General features: G+C 69.0%; 16 protein-coding genes and 1 pseudogene. 14 read left to right on the forward strand and 3 right to left on the reverse strand.

Annotation, left to right across the window (positions count from 1 at the left end; all coding sequences use genetic code 11):
• The first annotated feature begins 1 nt into the window (after position 1).
• The 6 genes from MST3598_RS01740 to MST3598_RS01765 all read left to right on the forward strand — a co-directional run bounded on the left by MST3598_RS01740 (position 2) and on the right by MST3598_RS01765 (position 6,767).
• Complete coding sequence (locus MST3598_RS01740) at positions 2–964, forward strand: carbohydrate ABC transporter permease (RefSeq protein WP_051671178.1); 963 nt, start codon at positions 2–4, stop codon at positions 962–964.
• Positions 961–1,905, forward strand: coding sequence for a carbohydrate ABC transporter permease (locus tag MST3598_RS01745; protein WP_081860178.1), 945 nt, complete (start codon positions 961–963; stop codon positions 1,903–1,905). Before MST3598_RS01740 ends, MST3598_RS01745 begins: the two co-directional genes overlap by 4 nt.
• Positions 1,902–3,539, forward strand: a complete 1,638-nt coding sequence (locus tag MST3598_RS01750) for an amylo-alpha-1,6-glucosidase (RefSeq protein WP_136053515.1) — start codon at positions 1,902–1,904, stop codon at positions 3,537–3,539. Before MST3598_RS01745 ends, MST3598_RS01750 begins: the two co-directional genes overlap by 4 nt.
• A gap of 122 nt (positions 3,540–3,661) precedes the next feature.
• Entirely contained in the window at positions 3,662–4,978 is a 1,317-nt protein-coding gene (locus MST3598_RS01755) for an ABC transporter substrate-binding protein (RefSeq protein WP_029260121.1), read from the forward strand.
• 2 nt (positions 4,979–4,980) lie between these two features.
• Positions 4,981–5,874 carry a carbohydrate ABC transporter permease gene (locus tag MST3598_RS01760; protein ID WP_029260120.1) on the forward strand — a complete coding sequence of 298 codons (894 nt, stop codon included), beginning with the start codon at positions 4,981–4,983 and terminating at the stop codon, positions 5,872–5,874.
• Entirely contained in the window at positions 5,871–6,767 is an 897-nt protein-coding gene (locus MST3598_RS01765; RefSeq protein WP_021198386.1) for a carbohydrate ABC transporter permease, read from the forward strand. The genes MST3598_RS01760 and MST3598_RS01765 overlap by 4 nt, the downstream gene beginning before the upstream one ends.
• 66 nt (positions 6,768–6,833) lie before the next feature.
• Here MST3598_RS01765 and MST3598_RS18835 read toward each other — a convergent pair.
• A pseudogene (locus MST3598_RS18835) lies at positions 6,834–7,511 on the reverse strand (GntR family transcriptional regulator); the annotation flags it as partial.
• A 78-nt stretch (positions 7,512–7,589) separates the two neighbouring features.
• Between MST3598_RS18835 and MST3598_RS01775 the strand changes: the two are divergent.
• Both MST3598_RS01775 and MST3598_RS01780 read left to right on the forward strand, forming a co-directional pair.
• Positions 7,590–8,678 carry a mandelate racemase/muconate lactonizing enzyme family protein gene (locus MST3598_RS01775; RefSeq protein ID WP_029260117.1) on the forward strand — a complete coding sequence of 363 codons (1,089 nt, stop codon included), beginning with the start codon at positions 7,590–7,592 and terminating at the stop codon, positions 8,676–8,678.
• Positions 8,679–8,783: 105 nt separating this feature from the next.
• Positions 8,784–10,151, forward strand: a complete 1,368-nt coding sequence (locus MST3598_RS01780; RefSeq protein WP_157749848.1) for an MFS transporter — start codon at positions 8,784–8,786, stop codon at positions 10,149–10,151.
• Between the two features lie 68 nt (positions 10,152–10,219).
• On the opposite strand, the gene MST3598_RS01785 is transcribed toward MST3598_RS01780, so the two are convergent.
• Positions 10,220–11,038: an SDR family oxidoreductase gene (locus MST3598_RS01785; protein WP_029260115.1), complete on the reverse strand. Its 819-nt coding sequence runs from the start codon at positions 11,036–11,038 to the stop codon at positions 10,220–10,222.
• 167 nt (positions 11,039–11,205) lie between these two features.
• Entirely contained in the window at positions 11,206–11,862 is a 657-nt protein-coding gene (locus tag MST3598_RS01790) for a GntR family transcriptional regulator (RefSeq protein WP_021198381.1), read from the reverse strand.
• 149 nt (positions 11,863–12,011) lie between these two features.
• On the opposite strand from MST3598_RS01790, the gene MST3598_RS01795 reads away from it, so the two are divergent.
• The 6 genes from MST3598_RS01795 to MST3598_RS01820 all read left to right on the forward strand — a co-directional run bounded on the left by MST3598_RS01795 (position 12,012) and on the right by MST3598_RS01820 (position 20,847).
• On the forward strand, positions 12,012–14,093 hold the full coding sequence (locus MST3598_RS01795) for a beta-galactosidase (RefSeq protein WP_029260114.1): 2,082 nt from the start codon (positions 12,012–12,014) through the stop codon (positions 14,091–14,093).
• Positions 14,090–15,472 (forward strand): aminomethyl-transferring glycine dehydrogenase subunit GcvPA, encoded by a 1,383-nt coding sequence (gene gcvPA / locus MST3598_RS01800; RefSeq protein ID WP_096359373.1) that lies wholly within the window; start codon positions 14,090–14,092, stop codon positions 15,470–15,472. Before MST3598_RS01795 ends, gcvPA begins: the two co-directional genes overlap by 4 nt.
• Complete coding sequence (gene gcvPB, locus MST3598_RS01805) at positions 15,469–17,052, forward strand: aminomethyl-transferring glycine dehydrogenase subunit GcvPB (RefSeq protein ID WP_029260112.1); 1,584 nt, start codon at positions 15,469–15,471, stop codon at positions 17,050–17,052. Before gcvPA ends, gcvPB begins: the two co-directional genes overlap by 4 nt.
• Positions 17,049–18,335 carry an ATP-NAD kinase family protein gene (locus tag MST3598_RS01810; RefSeq protein ID WP_051671177.1) on the forward strand — a complete coding sequence of 429 codons (1,287 nt, stop codon included), beginning with the start codon at positions 17,049–17,051 and terminating at the stop codon, positions 18,333–18,335. Before gcvPB ends, MST3598_RS01810 begins: the two co-directional genes overlap by 4 nt.
• A 48-nt stretch (positions 18,336–18,383) precedes the next feature.
• Positions 18,384–19,142, forward strand: a complete 759-nt coding sequence (locus MST3598_RS01815; protein ID WP_029260110.1) for an SDR family NAD(P)-dependent oxidoreductase — start codon at positions 18,384–18,386, stop codon at positions 19,140–19,142.
• A gap of 184 nt (positions 19,143–19,326) precedes the next feature.
• A complete protein-coding gene (locus MST3598_RS01820) occupies positions 19,327–20,847 on the forward strand; it encodes an SDR family NAD(P)-dependent oxidoreductase (protein ID WP_029260109.1) in 1,521 nt (506 codons plus the stop codon).
• The last annotated feature ends 53 nt before the right edge of the window (positions 20,848–20,900 follow it).

A 20,900-nucleotide genomic window follows, 5' to 3' on the forward strand; every position in this document is an offset into this window, starting at 1 on the left:
AGTGAGCACTCTCACCGAGAACGGGCGGATGCCGCAGGTCACCCCTGCGGCATCCGCCCCGCCCCTGCGCAAGGAGGCGCTCTGGCGTCGCCGCGACCGGCTGTGGGGGTACGTCTTCGTCGGCCCCCAGATGATCGGCATGGGGCTGTTCGTCGTGCTGCCGTTCGCCGCCAGCCTGGTGCTCGCTTTCGCGGACTGGGACGGGCTGACCGATCTCACCTGGGTGGGTTTCGCCAACTTCGCCGATCAGCTGACCGACCCGCTCCTCGGTCGGGCGATCCTCAACACGCTCATCGTCGCGATCGTCACGGTCCCCATCGGTCTCGGCCTCTCGGTGATCGTCGCGGTCGCGCTCGAGAAGCTCAAGACGCGCACGCTCTACCTGATCCTGTTCTTCGCCCCCGTGGTGACCTCGACGGTCGCGGTGGCGATGATCTGGCAGCAGATGTTCCGCTCCGACGGGCTGCTGTCCACGACGATCTCGAAGGTCTTCGGGGTCACCCCGCCCGACTGGCTGCAGGACCCGAAGCTGGCCCTCCTCGCCGTCTGCATCGTCACGATCTGGTCGTCGATGGGCCTCAACGTCGTGATCTTCCTCGCCGGATTGCAGAACATCTCACCCTCGGTGATCGAGGCGGCGCGCATCGACGGTGCCGGCCCGTGGCGGCTGTTCACCAGCATCCGCCTGCCGCTGCTCTCCCCGATCGTCTTCTTCTCGTCGGTGGTCGCGTTCATCTCGTCGCTGCAGACGTTCGACACGGTCTATGTGCTGGTGCAGGACGCCGGCCCCGACAACGCGACCCGCACGATCGTCTACCACATCTTCGATCTGGGCTTCGGGCGGTTCGAGTTCGGTCCGTCCAGCGCCGCGAGCATCATCCTGCTCCTGCTCACGCTCGTCATCACCGCGGTGCAGTTCGGCGCGCAGAAGAAGTTCGTCCACTACGAGGATGACCCCGCATGAGCATTCAGACGCCCCCGCTGACCGGCCCTGCTCCGGCCACGGACTCCACCATCGCGATCACTGCGCCCGGCTACCGGTCCCGTGGCCGTGGTGGCCCCGCCGTCGACCGCGCACGCCGCCGGTTCGGTTCGACCCTGCTGCACGTGGTGCTCGTGGTGGCAGGGATCGGCATGGTGTTCCCGTTCATCTGGATGCTGCTGACCTCGTTCAAGACCCTGCCGCAGCTGCTGAAGAACCCGCTGCAGTTCCTCCCGGATCCCTGGACCTTCGACAACTACACCCAGGCCTGGAACGCGGTCCCGTTCGGCCAGGCGTACCTGAACAGCGCGTACATCGCGATCCTCGTGGTGGTCGGCACGCTGCTCACGGCGTCGATGGCGGGATATGCGTTCGCGCGCATCCGGTTCCGCGGCAGCAAGGTGCTCTTCATCGTCTTCCTCGCGACGCAGATGATCCCGAAGCAGGTGACGCTGATCCCCTTCTATCTGCTGATGTCGAACCTCGGCTGGGTGGATTCGCACCTCGCGCTGATCGTCCCGGGCATCATGGCGAACCCGTTCGCGGTGTTCCTGATGCGGCAGTTCGTGCTGGCTCTGCCGCGTGAGCTGGAAGAAGCGGCGATCGTCGACGGTGCCGGTCGCTGGCGCATCTTCTGGAGCGTCGTGCTCCCCAACCTGAAGCCCGGCCTCGCTGCCCTCAGCATCATCGTGGCGCTCGACGTGTGGAACGCCTTCCTGTTTCCGCTCGTGCTGTTGAACTCGCCCGACCTGTTCACGGTTCCCCTGCTGCTGAACGCCTTCGAGGGACAGCAGGGCTCGATCAACTACGGACTCGTGATGGCGGCCTCGGCGATCGCGACCGTGCCCATGCTGATCGTGTTCGTCATCGGTCAGCGGAAGATCCTCAACAGCATGGCCGCATCGGGGCTGGGAGGGCGATGATGACGGATGCCGCCGCCCTCGCCGGCCGTCACCTCGACCTGGCCTCGGCGCCGTTCACGTTGCCGCGTTCGCGCGTGCTCGTCTTCCGCGCGGAGGACGGGAACGGTGTGCGCGTGCACACTTCGGAGTATGAGCGGCGGCTCTCGGAGTGCCGGGTGCTGGATGCGCTGATCATGGTGGACGCCTCAGGCGAGGCGCGTGCGGTGACCGACGTGCATCCGGCGCGAGTGACGTTCGGCGCTGCTGCGGCGACGCTGACCTTCGCCGATCCGTCGACGCTGAGCCTCGGCGGAGAACCCGGGTCGCGGGTGCGGCTGCGGCGACCGGACGGGAGTGTCGAGGAGCATCCGCTCGGAGACGGTCTTCGCCTCCGCATCGATGCCGACCGCACTGTCACGGTCGAGCCCGGCGACCACGCGGCGGCGCTCGCCGCGACCGAGGCGATCTGGACCGACTGGTTCGCGAAGTGCCCGACCGTGCGCGACGACCTGCAGGAGATGACCGCGTTCTGCTGGTGGGTGCTCGGCGCGAACATCGTCGAGCTGCCGTCGCTGGGCGATGCCAGGGCGATCGTGCCGTCGAAGATCGGCTACGTCGGGCTGTGGCAGTGGGATGCGTACTTCATCGCCGTGGGACTGCGACACGGCGACCCGGAGCTCGCGCGCGAGCAGCTCGACATCGCGTTCCGGTTTCCACAGCCCGACGGCCAGCTGCCCGACGTGGTGCACGAGCTCGGAGTGCTCGCGACCAGCGACGACCTGCCCGAGAGTGACCGTGCGAACCTGCGCAGAGCCGGATCGCAGATCGCCGACCCGAGCGCCCCCGTGCCGCTCACCAAACCGCCGCTCGCCGCTTGGGCGCTGCGCAAGGTGCTCGAGGCTGAGGACGCCCCCGACTACGCGCGCCGGCAGTTGACCCGCATCGTCCGCTCGCAGGACTGGTGGTTCGCCGGCAGCGACCTCGACCACGACGGGATGCCGGAGTACGGGCACCCATACTCCTCCGGGCTCGACGACAGCCCGATCTTCGATGGTCCGCTGCCGACAGCGGCTCCCGACCTGGGGGCGTATCTCGTGCGACAGGACGTGGAGCTCGCGGACCTGCTGACCCGCTATGAACCGGATGCCGACGTCTCGCGGTTGAGGGAACGGGCCGAGAGCACGCAGGAGCGGCTGCTGCGCATGTGGGATCCGGACCTCGGGCGATTCCTCGCGTATGGCGGCGGGGAGCCGCAGCTCAGCGACACGGTCGTCGGGTTGATGCCGCTGCTCACGGGCACGTTGCCGGCGCCGATCGCCGATGCGCTGCGCCAGGCCGTCGACGACCCCGAGCGCTTCGCCCTGCCCTGGGGGCTGCCGACGGTCGCAGCATCGGATCCCGACTTCTCGGACGAGCGGATGTGGCGCGGACCGGTGTGGGTCAACACGAGCATGCTGGTCGCCGAGGGGCTGGAGGCGTCGGGGTACCCCCAGCGGGCACGGGAGCTGCGCGAGCAGACCGTGGCCCTCGTGATCCACGGCGGCGGTCCGCACGAGTACTTCAACCCGCACACAGGTCGGAAGGCGCGTACGGCGACCACCGCGTTCGGCTGGTCGGCTGCGCTGTTCATCGACCTCGCCGTGCAGCTCAGCTGACGGCATCCGTTCCGGTCGCGATTCCTGTCGCTTGCCGGGGCGGCGACCGACAGGAACGGCGACCGGAACACTGCGGAACTCGATTGTATTCAATATTCATTTCAACGACGAAGGAGTCAGACATGAAGAAGAAGCTCACAGGGATCGCCGCGCTCGCGGCGGTCGGGATCGCGCTCGCCGGATGCGCCACCGGAGGAGTGCCGACCGGAGGGTCCGACGCGGTCGCGCTGGACCCCGACGCGAAGCTCGACGGAGAGATCACCGTGTGGTCGTGGGATGTCGGAGCCGTCGCCCTGGAGCGGCTCGCGGCCGACTTCGAGAAGGCCCACGAGGGCACGACCGTGAAGGTCGTCGACGTGGGCTACGACAACGCCTATGACAAGATGTCGGTCGGCTTCCAAGCGGGCACCGGCCTGCCCGACGTGGTCACGATCGAGACGGATGCCGCCCCCGGCTACATCACGCAGTTCCCGAAGGGGATGCTCGACCTGAACCCGATCCTGGGCGGTGATGAAGTCGACTTCGACCCGTTCAAGTGGTCCGCGGGTTCCGATGCCGACGGGTCCTTGCGCATCGCTCCGTGGGACTCCGGCACCGTGGCGCTGTACTACCGCACAGACATCGTCGAGCAGGCGGGCGTCGACATCGAGGCCGCGGCGACCTGGGACGATCTGATCGCGGCGGGCAAGGTCATCAAGGAGAAGACCGGCCACACGCTGCTCTCGACCGACCTCTCCGCCGGTGGCGGCTTTCAGATGCTGCTGCAGCAGCTCGGGCAGGGGCTGTTCAACGAGGCGGGAGAGATCACGCTCGACTCGCCGGAAGCCGTGCGCGTGCTCACCATGCTGCAGGAGATGAACGAGGCCGGTCTCATCAAGAACGTCACCGGATGGGACGGCCGGGTCACCTCGGCGAAAGACGGCGACTCCGCCGTGACGGCAGACGCCGTCTGGTGGATCGGCACGCTCCAGGGCGATGCCCCCGAGCTGAGCGGAAAGTACGCCGTGCTCCCGCTCCCGGCGTTCGACGAGGGCGGTGCGCGCACGTCGAACAACGGCGGATCCGGCCTCGCGGTGCCGGCGCAGGCGAAGAACCCGCAGCTGGCCGCGGCGTTCGTCGACTTCGTGCTGGCGGATGCCGACAACCAGGTGTCGATGATGACGAACGAGGGACTCTTCCCGTCGTACCTGCCCGCACTGGAATCGGACTACTTCTCGAAGCCGGTCGAGTACTTCGGCGGTCAGCCGGTCTACGAGACCTTCGCAGAGCTCACGGCCCAGATCCCGCCGATCGTCTACACCTCGGACAGTGCAGAGGCCTCGGACATCGTCGCCAACGCCGTCGCCGCCGCCGTGCTGAACGGCGCCGACCCCGCCACCGTGCTCGCCGATGCGGCCGCGCAGCTCGCCACCTCCACCGGTCGAGAGGTCGCGAAGTAACCATGACCTCCGCGACCTCGCCCGGGTCCGGCCGCCGACGGCTGGACCCGGGCAGGGCCGGACGCTGGTTCGTGCTGCCGGCTGCCGCCCTGTTCCTGTTCTTCTTCGCCTATCCGCTGGGCGCCTCGCTCTGGCAGAGCCTGTTCCGCACCGAGGGCGGCGTGACGAGCTTCGTCGGACTCGGCCAGTACGAGCGGCTGTTCTCCGACCCGCTGATCGCGAAGAGCCTGTTCAACGCGGGACTGATCCTCATCGTCCAGGTGCCGCTGATGATGGTGCTCGCGGTCGGGCTCGCCTACCTGCTCAACCAGTCATGGCTGCGGTGGCGTTCGGGATTCCGCCTGCTCACGTTCCTGCCCGCGGTGACCACGCTGGTCGCCTACGCCGTCGTGTTCCGCGTGCTGCTCGCCACCGACGGCGGCGCCGTGAACCAGATGCTCGGTGTGATCGGCGTCGCCCCGATCGACTGGCTGAACAACGAGTGGTGGGCGCGTGTCTCCGTGATCGCCGCCGTCACCTGGCGATGGACCGGCTACAACATGGTCATCATCCTCGCCGGCCTGCAGTCGATCCCCCCGGAGCTCTACGAGGCGGCGAAGGTCGACGGCGCCGGACGCTGGCAGACGTTCTGGAGCGTGGTGCTTCCGCAGCTGCGGCCGGTGCTGATCTTCACGGGGATCACCTCGACGATCGGCGCACTGCAGCTGTTCGACGAGAACTTCATCCTCACGGGCGGCGGCCCCAACGACGCCACGCTCACCCCGGTGCTCTACCTGTACAAGGTCGGGTTCCGACAGTTCGACTTCGGCTACGCATCAGCCATCGCCTGGATGCTGGTGCTGATCACCGCGATCATCGCCGTCGTGCAGTTCCGGGTCATGAGGGAGAAGCCATGACAGATCTCGCCACCCGCACCCTGGTCACCTCCGGCCGCGACACCCGCAGCCTCGGAGCGGGGGAGCGCGGCGCCCGTTCGCGCATGCTGCGGCTGCCGCTCTACCTGCTGCTGGTCGTGGCCTCGCTGGTGTCGATCATCCCGTTCCTGTGGATGGTCATCGCCTCCACCCATCCGAGTTCGGAGCTGTTCGGCACGCCGCTCCCGGTGCTCCCCGGCGACGCGCTGTGGGAGAACCTCGCCCGCTTGGAGGAGAGCATCGGCTTCAGCCGAGTGATGCTCAACAGCCTGCTGATCGCGGTGATCTACACGGTCTTCAGCTCGATCGTCAGCATCATGTGCGGCTACGGGCTCGCCACCTATCGATTCCGTGGACGCGGTGTGCTGCTCGCGCTCGTGCTCGTGACGATGATGATCCCGATGCAGGTGCTGCTGGTCCCGCTGTTCCAGATCATGGCCGGCATGGGGTGGATCGACACGTATCAGGCCGTGATCCTGCCGTTCCTGGCGAACGCGTTCGGGATATTCCTGATGCGCCAGGGGTTCCTCGACTTCCCGCCGAGCCTGATCGAGGCGGCCAGGATCGACGGCGCGAGCGAGCTGCGCACGTTCTATCGGATCGTGCTTCCCGTCGCGAAGCCGCAGATCGCGGCGCTCGTGATCTATACGTTCATCAGCCAGTGGAACGCGTTCATCTGGCCGCTGCTCATGCTCAACACCGAGGCGAACTACACGGTTCCGGTCGCGCTGAACACGATGATCGGCATGAGCCGCGTCGACTACTCCGGCCTGATGCTGGGGTCGCTGCTGGCAACACTGCCCCTGCTCCTGCTGTTCCTGATCTTCCAGAAGCAGTTCGTCGCAGGTCTCCTCGGCGGCGCGGTGAAGGGGTGACGGGAGCAGGCGGCGTCTACTCGGGGTGCGGGTCGACAGTCGGTCCTGAGCCGCCCGCAGATGCTCCGTCATGGCTGCCTCGGCGCCGTCCGCGTCACCCGCGATGATCGTCTCCACGATGCGCACGTGCTCCTCGAGAGTCGCCTCGCCGGTCTCGACGTCGTAGGCGAGCCGGAAGGCGTGGAGGTGGAAGTGGGTGCGCTCCAGCGCCCTGGCCACCGCGAGGTTGCCCGAGGCCCTGGCGATCAGCTGGTGCAGCAGGGCGTCGTGTTCGCTGAATCTGGCGTAGTCGGTCAACTCCGCCGACCCGGGTGCGTTCGCGTATCGATGCAGTTCGGTCGCGAGCGCGTCGCGCTCCTGCGGGGTCGCGCGCTCCGCGGCACGGCGGGCGGACACCGGCTCGAGCAGCAACCGCAGGTCGTAGAGGTCGGCGAGCTCTCGCGACGTGAGCACCGGTGTCGTCCGGTAGCCCTTGAGGTGCGTCTTGCGCACCAGCCCGGCGTCCTCGAGTCGTGTGAGCGCTTCGCGGATCGGCGTCGGCGACACGTCGAGGCGCTTGCCGATCGCATTGATGTTGACCCGCGCATCTGCGGGCAGCTCGTTGCTGAGGATGAGGGAGACGAGTCCTTCGTAGACGTTCTCGGCGAGCGAGGGATCGTCGGGATCCCGCCTGTCATCCACTCGCGCCATGCCCGCAATCCTAGTGCGGCGGCTGTGTGTCGATCGGGCGCGCCGGGCGGGCATTTGACACGGGAACGGCGAACGCGTACGTTCGCAGAATCAAATTGAATTTGATTTTGACACTCTCGAGGAAGAGACACCGTGACCCTCATCACCGCTGCAACCGCCCGCCTGGTCGACATCGAGGTGGAGAAGGTGCGCACCGACGCCATGCAGTCCTTCCTCAAGCAGGAGACCATCGTTGTCACGATCCAGACCGCCGACGGGCTCACCGGACGCGGCTACTCCTACACGATCGGCACCGGGGGTCGCGCGACGCTCTCGATGCTCAACGAGCACCTCCTGGCCGAGCTGATCGGCGAGGATTCGCGTCTGGTCGAGCACCTGTGGCGGCGGCTCTACGACTCCACGCGTGCGACCTCGGTCAGCGTCATCACCGCGCTCGCCCTGGCGGCGGTCGACACCGCGCTCTGGGACATCCGGGCGCAGCGGGCGGCGCAGCCGCTGTGGATGATCGCCGGGGGGAACCGTCGCGACGTGCCGCTGTACGACACCGAGGGCGGATGGCTGCACGTGTCCGTCGACGAGCTCGTGGAAGAGGCCCGCGCCTCGGCGAGCAGGGGATGGAAGGGCGTGAAGATCAAGGTCGGCAAGCCGAGCATCGCCGAGGACGCGAGCCGCATCGCCGCCGTGCGCGACGCCGTCGGTCCGGACGTCGAGATCATGGTCGACGCCAACCAGAGCATGACCTCCGCCGAGGCCGTGCGCCGCGCGCACGCGTTCGAGCCGTTCGACCTCAGCTGGTTCGAGGAGCCGCTTCCGGCCGACGACGTGACCGGCCATGTGCGCCTCGCCCAGTCGACCAGCATCCCGATCGCGGTCGGCGAGTCGATGTACTCGCTCGGTCACTTCCGTGAGTACCTGGAGCGCGGAGCGGCCGGCATCGTGCAGGTCGACGTCGCCCGCATCGGGGGCATCACCCCGTGGCTCAAGGTGGCGCACCTCGCGGAGGCGTTCAACGTGCAGGTGAGCCCGCACTTCCTGATGGAGCTGCACGTGAGCCTCGTCGCCGCCATCCCCAACGGACGCTTCGTCGAGCACATCCCGCAGCTGCGCGCCGTGACGAACAGCGAGATCCGCATCGACGGCGGACACGCCTTCGCCCCGGATGCCCCCGGTCTCGGCATCGACTGGAACCTCGACGCGCTCGACGACCGCACCGTCGCCTGAACCGCACCGTCGCGTGAACCGCACCGTCGCCTGACGGCCCCCACATCCCCCCACCCCCGCGCTCATCGATGAGCAGATGGCGCCCGCCATCACGAAAGGACGATGATGTCATCACCCACACGCACTCCCGCGCAGCCGCCGACGGGCGAGAAGAAGACCGGATCCCGCGGCGTCGCCGCCGCAGCGCTCGTCGGCTCCGCCCTCGAGTGGTACGACTTCTACCTGTACGGCACGGCCGCGGCGCTGGTGTTCAACCGCATCATCTTCGTGAACGACGACCCGCTGGTGGGGACCATGGTCGCGTTCGCCGCGTTCGGGCTCGGATACATCATCCGCCCACTCGGCGGGCTCATCTTCGGGCGCCTCGGCGACCACTTCGGGCGCAAGTACGTGCTCGTGCTGACGCTGATGATCATGGGGATCTCGACCGTGCTGATGGCGTTCATCCCCACCTACGCGCAGATCGGGTTGTGGGCGCCAGTCCTCTTGATCCTCCTGCGCCTGGTGCAGGGCATCGGCGCCGGCGCCGAGTTCGGCGGTGCGGCGATCTTCTCCGTCGAGCATGCCGACCCGCGTCGTCGCGGCCTGCAGGGGGCGTGGCCGGCGGTCGGCGTCTATCTCGGTCTCCTGCTCGCCTCCGGCGCGTTCGCGCTCGTCTCCTCGCTCCCCGAAGAGGACTTCCTGGCCTGGGGTTGGCGCATCCCGTTCGCCGGCAGCATCCTCGTCGTCGTCGTCGCGCTGATCATCCGGCTGCGGCTGTCCGAGACCCCCGCGTTCCAGCAGGCCGTCGAGCAGGACGAGGCGCCGGTCGCGCCGCTGCGCGAGGTGTTCAGCAAGGAATGGCGCGGCATGCTCGTGCTCATCGGCACCCAGACGCCGCAGAACGTCATCGCCTACATCAACCTGACCTTCATCGCCGCCTACCTCACGAGCACGCTGATGCTGGCCAACAGTGTGGGGCCGATCGCGGTGACCGTCGGCACAGCGGTCACGATGGTGACGCTGCCCCTGTTCGGGGCGCTGTCGGACCGCATTGGACGCAAGCCCGTCGTGCTCGCCGGCATCATCTTCTCCGCGGTGTTCGCCTACCCGTACTTCCTCATCATCGACGGCCTGCAGACGCCCTTCGCGGTCGCCGTCGCGGTGACGGCGAGTCTGAGCCTCGGAGTCGGCGCGATGTTCGGCCCTCAGGGTGCGTACTTCTCCGAGCTGTTCACCAGTCGCGCACGCTTCACCGGCCTCGCGTTCAGCCGCGAGGTGGCCGGTGCGATCTCCGGTGGATTCACGCCGCTCATCGCCGTGGCGCTGGTGGCGGCCGCCGGCGGGTCGTCGTGGCTCGTCGCGATCTTCATCATCGGTGCCTGCATCATCGGGGCCGTGGCCACGTTCCTCGGACCGGAGACCCGCGGACGCAGCCTCCGCGTCGCCACCGTGGAAGAGCTCCGGGCATCGACGGGGAGCATGCGCGACTAGCGGCGTCTCCCGATCCTCCCGGTGTCGGGCCTCCTCGGAGAGGGGCCCGTCACCGCTGCATCGGATCGTCAGGCGCGGAACAGGTCGGCGTTCTCGTGCGCCCACTGCGCGAACGTGCGCCCGGGGCGTCCGGTGAGTCGCGTCACGGTGTTCTGCACCACCTGTCCGATCTCCGGCGGGTTCAGTGCCAGCTCGACGCCGAACTCGACGTAGCCCTCGTCGTACCCGAACGAGCGCAGTCGTTCCCGTTCCTCGTCCTCGGTGAGCCGGATCCAGGCGACCTCCTCGCCGATCGCCTCGGCGATGCGCGCCGTGCGCTCGGCCGGAGTCAGCGCCTCCGGCCCGGTCAGGTAGTACGTCTGCCCCTCGGCGGGGGCGCCCTGCAGCACCGCGACCGCGACGGCGGCGATGTCGGCCTCGTGAACCATGGCGCTCGGCCAGTCAGCCAGAGTGCGCACCCGTCTGTCGGACACGACCTCCGGCGCCCACTCCCGCGCGTTCGACATGAACTCCACGGGCGCCAGCAGCGCCCAGGCGAGCTCGCTCTCGCGCAGAGCCGGCTCGAGGGTGCTCTCGTCCCATCCGCCGAGCATGCTCACGCGTCGCACCCCTGCGTCCTCCGCGGCCGCCACCAGCTCGGGGCCGTTGGTCAGCGTCTCACCGAACTCGCCGTTGAACGTGATGAAGTGCACGGCGTCGCAGCCTTCGACCGCGTGGCGGAACGCCTCGACGTCGGTGAGGTCACCGCGGACGACCTCGACGCCCTCGGGGAGGTTCGCGCGCTGCGGATCGCGCGTGAGGGCGCGCACGCTCTCGCCGCGTTCGCGCAGTTGGCTGACGATGTGGCGTCCGACCGTGCCCGTCGCGCCGCTGACCAGGATTGTCATGAGGAGTCCCTTCTTCGTGGTGGGACTCACTCTTGCGGGCAACCAGGACACATCCGGTCCGCAATCTGCGACGGGTGGGCAGGGGGTCGTTCCGGTCGCAGGTGCCGCCGCCTCCGGGCCCACCGGACGGCAGGAAGTGCGACCGGAACGGGGTCGCCGGGGCGGCCTCAGGCCGTGAAGTACGAGCTCGTGGCGTTGTCGAGGATGCGCTGCATGCCGTGCATCCAGTTGAGCTTGAGGGCCTCGACGGCGCCGGGGATGTCGCCGACGGCGAGGTGGCGGGCGATCTCGGCGTGCTCGGCGGCGACGCGTTCCACCTTGACGTCTTCGGGGACGAGCAGCGACTCGTAGCGGTGGAACGAGCTGCGCACGTTGTCGATCACGGCCAGGAGCCGGGCGTTCGGGCAGGCCGACAGCATCACGCTGTGCCACTCGTCGTCCTTGGTGATGACGAGCTGGTGCTCCACGAGCTCGTCGGCGAACGCGTCGGCCATCTCTTTGAGCTGCGCGCCGATGCGACGCAGCTCGTCGGGCGGGCTGAGCTCGATCGCGAGGCTCTCGAGCGCCGCCAGGACGGGAGCGAGATCGCGGAACTCGGAGGCGCTGAGCGGGACGAACCGGAAGCCCTTGCCGTTCTCGCTCTCGATCTGCCCTTCGGACTCCAGGGCGATGAGCGCCTCGCGCAGGGGAGTGCGGCTGACGCCGAGCTCGGTGGCGAGCTGGACCTCGTTGATGCCCTCGCCGGGCTGCACGAGTCCGGCGCGCATGCGGTTCAGCAGCTCCTGCCGGACCTGCGAGCGCAGGTTCTTGCGTTCGATCGCCATGCGTCCCCTCTTCTGCCGCCTGCCCGTCAGCCTATGGGTTGACGGGCCTGGGACGACGTCCTAGTGTGTTGTATACAGAATACAGCCGATTCCGGATTCGCACCAGTGCACCGCCGGATCGGCCGGTGATGACTCAGAGAGGAGACTTCGTGCCCGCACCCGGTGGCGACCAGCCCACCCGACGCGTCCGCCTCGACGCCCTCGCCTACGGCGGCGACTACAACCCCGACCAGTGGTCGGAAGAGATCTGGCACGAAGACATCCGCCTGATGCGCGAAGCCGGCGTGAACATGGTGAGCCTGCCGATCTTCAGCTGGCCGCAGCTGGAGCCGGAGCCCGGTGTCTACGACTGGGCATGGCTCGACCGCATCATCGATCTGCTGTGGGAGGCGGGCATCGCGATCGACCTCGCCACCGCCACCGCGACCCCGCCGTCGTGGCTGCTGCGCGCCCACCCCGAGATGGCGCCGTGGGATGCCGACGGGCACCGCCTCGAGTTCGGCTCCCGCCAGACCTACTGCCCCTCGTCGCCGATCTGGCGCGAGAACGTCGCCCGCATGACCAGGGCCATGGCCGAGCGCTACGGTGAGCACCCCGGCCTCGCGATGTGGCACATCTCGAACGAGTACGGCGATCACACCTCGCGCTGCTGGTGCCCCGAATCGGCGCGCCACTTCCGGCGCTGGCTGCAGGACCGCTACGGCGATCTGGACGGTCTGAACGAGGCCTGGGGTGTGAACGTGTGGGGTCAGCGCTACACCTCGTGGGAGCACATCGAGACGCCGAAGAAGGCGCCCGGCCCTGTCAACCCGACCAAGCTGCTCGACTTCGAGCGCTTCTCGTCTGACGCCCTGCTGGAGCTGTTCCAGGTCGAGATCGATGTGCTGCGCGAGGTCACCCCCGACATCGCGGTGACCACGAACTTCATGAGCATGTTCCGCGACCTGGACTACTGGGACTTCGCCGCCGTCGAAGACGTGGTGACCGATGACGCCTACCCCGAGCCCGCCGACCCGACATCGCACGTCGGCGCGGCTCTCAACTACGGCCTGATGCGCTCGCTCAAGGGCGGACAGCCGTGGCTGCTGCTGGAGTCATCTGCCAGCGCGACCAGCTGGCGCGACGTGAACGTGCCGAAGGCGCCGGGCAAGATCCGCATCGAGAGCCTGCAGGCCGTCGCCCACGGCTCCGACGCGGTGATGTTCTTCCAGTGGCGCCAGGCCAAGTACGGCCAGGAGAAGTTCCACTCGTCGATGCTCGGCCACCGCGGGGAGCGCTCACGCAGCTTCCGGGAGACCAAGGCGCTGGGGCTCGAACTCAAGAAGCTCGAGCAGGTGCGGGGAACCCGGGTGCGCTCGCGCGTGGCGCTGGTCGTCGACTGGGACTCCTGGTGGGGGACCAGTGCGGTCGAGTCGCTGCCCTCGCAGCGGCTGCAGTGGGCACAGCAGGCGCGCGCGTGGCACCGAGCGCTGTACACGCTCGGTCAGCCGGTGGATGCCGTTCGCGCCACCGGCCCCTTCGACGCCTATGACGTGGTCGTCGTGCCGAACCTCTACATCGTCGAGCAGCCGCAGGCCGAGGCGCTCGCCGCCTTCGTGCAGCGCGGCGGGCACCTCGTGGTCGGACCGTTCTCGGGAGTGGTGGACGCCACAGAGAAGGTGCACGACGGCGGAGCCCCCGGGTTGCTGCGAGACCTGCTCGGCATCGAGGTCGACGAGCAGTGGCCGATCGCCGACGGTCTGACCGAGAGCATCGACTATGCGGGCGAGCGCCTGAGCGTGCCCTCGTGGAGCGAGTGGCTCGAAGCGGATGATGATGTCGAGGTACGCGGGGCGTACGCGAGCGGCGAGCTCGAAGGGTTGCCCGCGGTGACCCGTCGCACGACGGGGGCGGGGTCGGCCTGGTACGTCAGTGCGATGTTCGACCCTGAGGGCCTGCTCCCGGTCTTCCGTGATGTGCTGCGCACCGCCGGCGTTCCCGCCCGCGAGCGCACCGACGTCGAGGTCGAGGTCGTCACCCGTGCCGACGACACCACCGACTACACCTTCTATCTGAACCACGGGCGCTCCCCCGTCGCGTTCGAGATCCCGACCCCGGGCGTCGACCTGCTCACCGGCATCCGTCACGCGGACCGGCTCCAGCTCGACCGTTACGGCGTCGCCGTTCTCGCCGCACCCCGCGCCGCCTCAATCCCTTTTGCCACCCTGATCCCCGAGAAGGAGGACGCATGACCGCCCCGTTCGTGCATCCGTACATCCCCAACACCGCCCCGGCCTCCCGAGCGGCGATGCTCGCGGCCGTCGGCGCCGCCTCGGTCGACGAGTTCTACGCCGACATCCCGGAGTCGCTGCGACTCGGACGTCCGCTCGACCTTCCGACCCCGTTCGTGGCCGAGCAGGACCTCGCCCGCCACGTGCGGGGGCTGCTCGCCAAGAACCGTTCGACCCAGGAGCGGCTGAGCTTCCTCGGCGCGGGCACCTACAACCACTACGTGCCCGCCGTGGTGGACGAGGTCATCGGCCGCAGCGAGTTCCTGACCGCGTACGCCGGTGAGCCCTACGAGGACCACGGTCGCTTCCAGGCCCTGTTCCAGTACCAATCGCTGATGGCCGAGCTGCTCGAGATGGACGTCGTGAACGTGCCGACCTACGACGGCTACCAGGCGACGGCGACCGGCCTCACGATGTCGGGGCGACTCACGGGCCGCGGGCGGGTGCTGGTCGTCAGCGACGTGCTGCCGGCGAAGCTCGCGAAGGTGCACGACTACGTCCGCGCGCACCTGACGCTCGAGCTCGTACCCGCCGTCGGCGGTACGGCCGACGTCGCCGCCGTTCGCGCGGCGCTGGGCGATGACGTGGCCGCGGTCTGGATCGAGACGCCGAGCGCCACCGGCGCCGTGGAGGCGTCCCTGCAGGAGATCTCGGATGCCGCCCACGCGGCCGGCGCCGTGGTCGTCGTCGGCACCGACCCCATCGGCTACGGCGTCCTCGCCCCGCCCTCGGTCTCGGGAGCGGACATCGTCACCGGCGACATCCAGTCCCTCGGCCTGCACCAGTGGTTCGGCGGCGCCCACGGCGGGTTCATCGCCGTGCACGACGACCCGACCTTCGTGATGGAGATGCCGTCGCGCCTGTTCGGGCTCGCCACCACCGACGTGCCCGGCGAGTACGGCTTCGGCGATGTGGCCTACGACCGCACCTCGTTCGCGCACCGCGAGGAGGGGAAGGAGTGGGTCGGCACGGCCGCGGCCCTGTGGGGCATCGCCGCCGGGGTGTACCTCGCGCTGATGGGACCGGCCGGGATGGCCGAGCTCGGCGAGGTGCTGCTCGCCCGCACCCGGTACGCGCAGCAGGCGCTCTCCGCAGTGCCGGGTGTCTCCCTCGACGACGACGCCGTGCACCTGCGCGAGTTCACGGTGACCTTCGCCGACGTCACGGCCGAAGCGGTCGTCACGGCGCTCCGCACCAAGGGCATCGAGCCCGGCGTGGTCGTGGGGGAGCGCCGCCTGCTCGTCTGCGTCACCGAACTGGTCTCCCAATCCGACATCGATACCCTGGCCGGCGCGCTCGCCGCAGTCGTCGCCCCCGAACTCGCAGAGGAGCAGAAGTGAGCCTCCCCGTCGCGCCCAAGCCGGCGCTCCGCCGATTCCAGCAGGCCCAGTGGGATGAGCCGATCATCTTCGAGCTGAGCACCCCCGGTGAACGCGGCGTGCTGGTGTCGCAGGTCGAGCCCGGCGTTCGCGAGGCCGTGGGCGACGTGGTCGCCGCGCTGCCCGCCTCCCTGCGCCGTGCCGCGAAGCCGAACCTGCCCGAGATGGGGCAGATGCGCGTGCTCAAGCACTACCTGCGTCTGTCGCAGGAGAATCTCGGCGCCGACTTCAACGTCGACATCGGCCAGGGCACCTGCACCATGAAGTACGCGCCGAAGATCAACGACCAGCTCGCGAACACTCCGCAGCTCACCGCGATGCACCCGCATCAGGATCCGGCCGACGCGCAGGGCGTGCTCGAGATCGTCTGGCAGCTGGAGCGGGTGCTCGCCGAGATCTCCGGCATGGACGAGGTGTCGCTGCACACGCAGGGCGGCTCGGCGGCGATCTGGTCGAACATCGCCATGATCCGGGCCTTCCATGAGGCGAACGGCGAAGGCGAGCAGCGTCGCGAGGTCATCACCACGATCTTCAGCCACCCCTCGAACGCGGCCGCTGCGAAGGCGGCAGGCTATGAGGTCATCACGGTCTACCCCGACGCCGAGGGCTATCCGTCGCTCGACGCGTTGAAGGCCGCCCTGTCGCCCCGCACCGCGGCGATCATGGTCACGAACCCGGAGGACACCGGAATCTACAATCCGGCGATCCGGGAGTGGGTCGACGCTGCGCACGCGGTCGGAGCCCTCGCCTCCTACGACCAGGCCAACGCGAACGGCATCCTCGGGGTCACGCGCGCCCGCGATGCCGGCTTCGACGTGTGCCACTTCAACCTGCACAAGACCTTCGGCACCCCGCACGGCAGCGGCGGACCGGGATCTGGCGCGAACGCCGTGAGTGCGGCCCTCGCCCCGTTCCTGCCGGGGCCGCGCGTGGTGCGGGCCGATGACGGGACCTTCGGGGTGGTCGAGGCGGGAGAGCTGTCGATCGGCGCGGTCGGCCCGTTCTTCGGCGTCATCCCCGCGCTCGTGAAGGCCTACTCGTGGATCATGGCCCTCGGCGCCGAGGGACTGCTCGCCGCCGCCGAGACCGCCGTGCTGAACAACAACTACCTGATGGCTCGTGTGCTCGCGATCCCCGGAGCCTCGGCGCCGTATGCCACGGGTCGCCGCCGCATCGAGCAGGTGCGTTACTCGTGGGAGGAGCTGTACCAGGAGACCGGCATCTCGTCGGAGGAGATCGGCGTGCGCATGTCCGACTTCGGGATGCACTACTGGACGAGTCACCACCCCTATGTCGTGCCGCAGCCCTTCACGCTCGAACCGACTGAGTCGTACTCGATGGCAGAGCTCGATGAATATGCGGCGACCCTGGCCGAGGTGGCACGCGAGGCGCGGGAGACCCCCGAGGTGGTGCGCACCGCCCCGCACAACCAGACCGTGCACCACACGCACCATGACGATCTGGACGACCCGGAGCGGTGGGCGATCACGTGGCGCGCGTATCAGCGGAAGTACTTCCCCGCGGAGTCTGTCGCGTCGTGATCGGAGTCGTCGTCAACCCTGTCGCCGGTGTCGGCGGGCCCGCGGGCCTCGCCGGCTCCGACGGTGCGGACGTGCAGCGCAGCGCCCTTGCGCGTGGTGCCCGCTCGCGCGCCCAGGAGCGGGCGATCCTCGCCCTGACGACGCTCGCCGAACGGCATCCGGGACTCGTGGTCGCGACCGTCGCCGGTGCGATGGGGGCCGACGCGGTGCGTGCAGCGGGACTCGTGTCGCGCGTCGTCGGGGTGGGCGCGCGTGATGCGGGGTCGGCGGGATCGCCTGAGGCGGCGGGGGTGACGGAGGCGGCGGATACCTCGCGTGCGGTCGCAGCGTTGGCCGCGGTAGGGGCCGATCTGATTCTCGTCGTGGGTGGTGACGGCACCCTGCGCGACGCGGTCTCGGGGCTCGGTGCCGTGGGGCATCCGTGGGGTGAAAGGGTGGATGGCGGGAGAGGCGACGACGGATCTGCGTTCGAGGCCGAAAACTCCCGACAGGCGCACGGTCAGGGCGGATCGGCCACGCGTACGCCGCGGCTCGGTCTGCCGGCGGTCCTCGGAGTTCCGGCAGGAGTGAAGATGTACTCGTCCGTGTTCGCGGTCAGTCCGCGGGCGGCGGGATCGATCGCCGCGGACTGGGTCGACCACGAGGGCCTCCCGACCGAGGAGCGCGAGGTGCTGGACATCGACGAGGCCGCGATGCGGCGTGCTCGCGTCGACCCCACGCTGTATGGAATGCTCCGGGTGCCGCATCGTTCGGGCCGCACGCAGGCGCGCAAGGCGCCGACGCCGGTCACCGAAGCGGCCGCGGTCGAGGCCGCGGCTCGCGGGGCCGTCTCCCGCATGCGACCGGGCGTGCGTTATCTCCTCGGCCCCGGAGGCACGATCGCCGAGATCACCCGGCAGCTCGGCGTCGAAGGATCGCCACTCGGCGTCGACGTCGTTCTCGACGGTGCCATCCTCGTCCGCGGGGCGAGTGAGCAGGAGCTGCTCGACCAGATCGCCCAGGGCCCCGCGCAGGCTGTCGTCACCGTGATCGGCGGGCAGGGATTCCTGCTCGGGCGCGGCAATCAACAGCTCTCGGCGTCTGTGCTGCGCGCCCTCGGCGACGACCCGCTCCTCGTCGTCGCCCCCGAGCAGAAGCTCATCGACCTGCACGGACGCCCGCTCCTCGTCGACACCGGCGACCCGGAACTCGATGCGAGACTCGCCGGGCACGTCCGCATCATCACCGGCGTCGGCACCCGCAGCCTCTACGCCGTGAATGCGCCCGAACTGATCTCCGTCTGACCATCTCCTGTCTGACCCCCAGTCTGAACGAACCCGAAAGGACACCCCATGCGTCTCGAGAACAAGAAGGCCATCGTCACCGGCGGCGCCGGCGGCATCGGTCGCGCCACGTCGCTCGCGCTCGCCGCCGAGGGCGCGGCCGTCGCCGTCGTCGACCTGAACGCGGATGCGGCCGAAGCCGTAGCGGAGGAGATCCGCGCGACCGGCGGCACGGCCGTCGCGATCGCCGCCGACGTCGCGAGCGAGCCCGACATCGAGCGGGTGATCGCGACCTCCCTCGCCGAACTCGGCGGCGTGGACGTCGTCTTCAACAACGCCGGGATCATCCGTCGCACCACTGCGGTCGAGACGACCGTCGAGGAGTGGGACCGCGTCTTCGGCGTGAACGTGCGCTCGATCTTCCTGATGTGCAAGCACGTCGTTCCGGTCATGGAGGCGGCGGGTGGAGGCTCGATCATCAACACCGGATCGGGCTGGGGCCTCAAGGGCGGCGGCCAGGCCATCTCGTACTGTGCGTCGAAGGGCGCGGTCGTGAACATGACCCGCGCGCTCGCGATCGACCACGGCCCCGCCGGCATCCGCGTGAACTCGGTCAACCCCGGTGACGTGAACACCGGGATGCTGCGTGACGAGGCCCGGCAGCTGGCGCAGGACACCAAGGCGTTCCTCGCCGAAGCCGCCGATCGTCCGCTGCGCCGCATGGGTGAGCCGAACGAGGTCGCTCAGGCCGTGGTGTGGCTCGCGAGCGACGACTCCTCGTACGTCACGGGCTCGGCGCTCGTCGTCGACGGCGGGGGCATCGCCTAGCGAGGTGTCGCCACGGGGGACGTGTGTGCGTCGAGAGCACGGGATCTCGCCGAGCGCACGGCTCTTCGGCGTTGATACGCCGTGCGCTCGGCGACATGCCGTGCACTCGGCACCGGGGGCGAGGGCGAGGGCGAGGGCGAGGGCGAGGGGCGGATGCCCAGGACACTCGCGTAAAATCGGCACAATGACCGACGCCCCCTCCGACGCTGCACCCGACCTCGGACCGGGCGTCGACCCCGAAGATCTCGCCACCACGCTGCGCGTGCTGCGCGAGCTGCACCGGATCGACAACGAGCACCCCGACTTCATCGCGGTACGCCAGGCCACCGCGGCGATGTTCAAAGACGTCAAGCGCGTGCGCCGCAAGCAGATCCGCGACGCTATCGCCGAGGCCGACAAGGCCGTGGTCGCCCGCACCGCCACCGGGGCGCCCGACCGCATCGACGACGAGACCCGCGGCCATGACCTCGCCACGAGCGTGGTCGACGCCCCGATCGCTGGCGAACTGCTGAAGCCGCGCAACTGCTACATCTGCAAGCAGCCGTACACCGTGGTGGACGCGTTCTACCACCAGCTCTGCCCGGACTGCGCCCGCTTCAGCCACGGCAAGCGCAACGCCCGCACCGACCTCACCGGCAAGCGCGCCCTGCTCACGGGTGGCCGCGCGAAGATCGGCATGCACATCGCGCTGCGGCTGCTGCGTGACGGCGCACACACCACGATCACGACCCGCTTCCCGCGCGACGCCGTGCGACGCTTCTCGGCCCTGCCCGACTCGGCCGACTGGCTGCACCGCCTGCGCGTGGTCGGCATCGACCTGCGCGACCCTGCTCAGGTGATCGGCCTGGCGGACTCGGTCGCCGCTCAGGGCCCGCTCGACATCCTCATCAACAACGCCGCACAGACTGTACGCCGCTCGCCGGGTGCTTACTCCCTGTTGGCGGATGCCGAGCTGCAGCCCCTCCCCGACGGACCCCTGCCTGAGATGGAGACCTTCGGGCACACGGCCGACCCGCACCCGCAAGCGCTGCAGGCCTCGGTCGATGCGCATCCGCTGCTCTCGGTCGCGGCCCTCGGCGGCACGGTCGCCGAGCAGGGTGGTCAGGCACTCACGGCCGAAGATCTCGCGCGCCTCGCGATGGCGCCCGGATCGTCGTCGCTCCAGAAGCATGCCGACGGCACCGCGATCGACGCCGGCGGCCTCGTGCCCGACGTGAACCGCGTGAACAGCTGGGTGCAGTCGATCGAGCAGGTCGATCCGCTCGAGATGCTCGAGGTGCAGCTCGCCAACACGACCGCGCCGTTCCTGCTGATCAGCCGTCTGCGCGCCTCGATGGCCGCATCCGATGCGCACCGCAAGTACGTCGTGAACGTCTCGGCCATGGAGGGCCAGTTCTCACGCCGCTACAAGGGCCCCGGCCACCCCCACACGAACATGGCCAAGGCCGCTCTCAACATGCTCACGCGCACGAGCGCGGGCGAGATGCTCGAGAAGGACGGCATCCTGATGACCGCCGTCGACACCGGCTGGATCACCGACGAGCGTCCGCACTACACGAAGGTGCGCCTCGCCGAGGAGGGCTTCCATGCCCCGCTCGATCTGGTCGACGGCGCCGCCCGCGTGTACGACCCGATCGTGCGCGGCGAGGCCGGCGAAGACATCCACGGCGTGTTCCTGAAGGACTACGAGCCCAGCCCCTGGTGACGGGTGTGGGGCTTCCACCTGCATGAGAAGGCCCCGGATGCATGAGGGTTACT

Source organism: Microbacterium sp. TPU 3598, from assembly GCF_002356155.1.
Taxonomy (GTDB): domain Bacteria; phylum Actinomycetota; class Actinomycetes; order Actinomycetales; family Microbacteriaceae; genus Microbacterium; species Microbacterium maritypicum_A.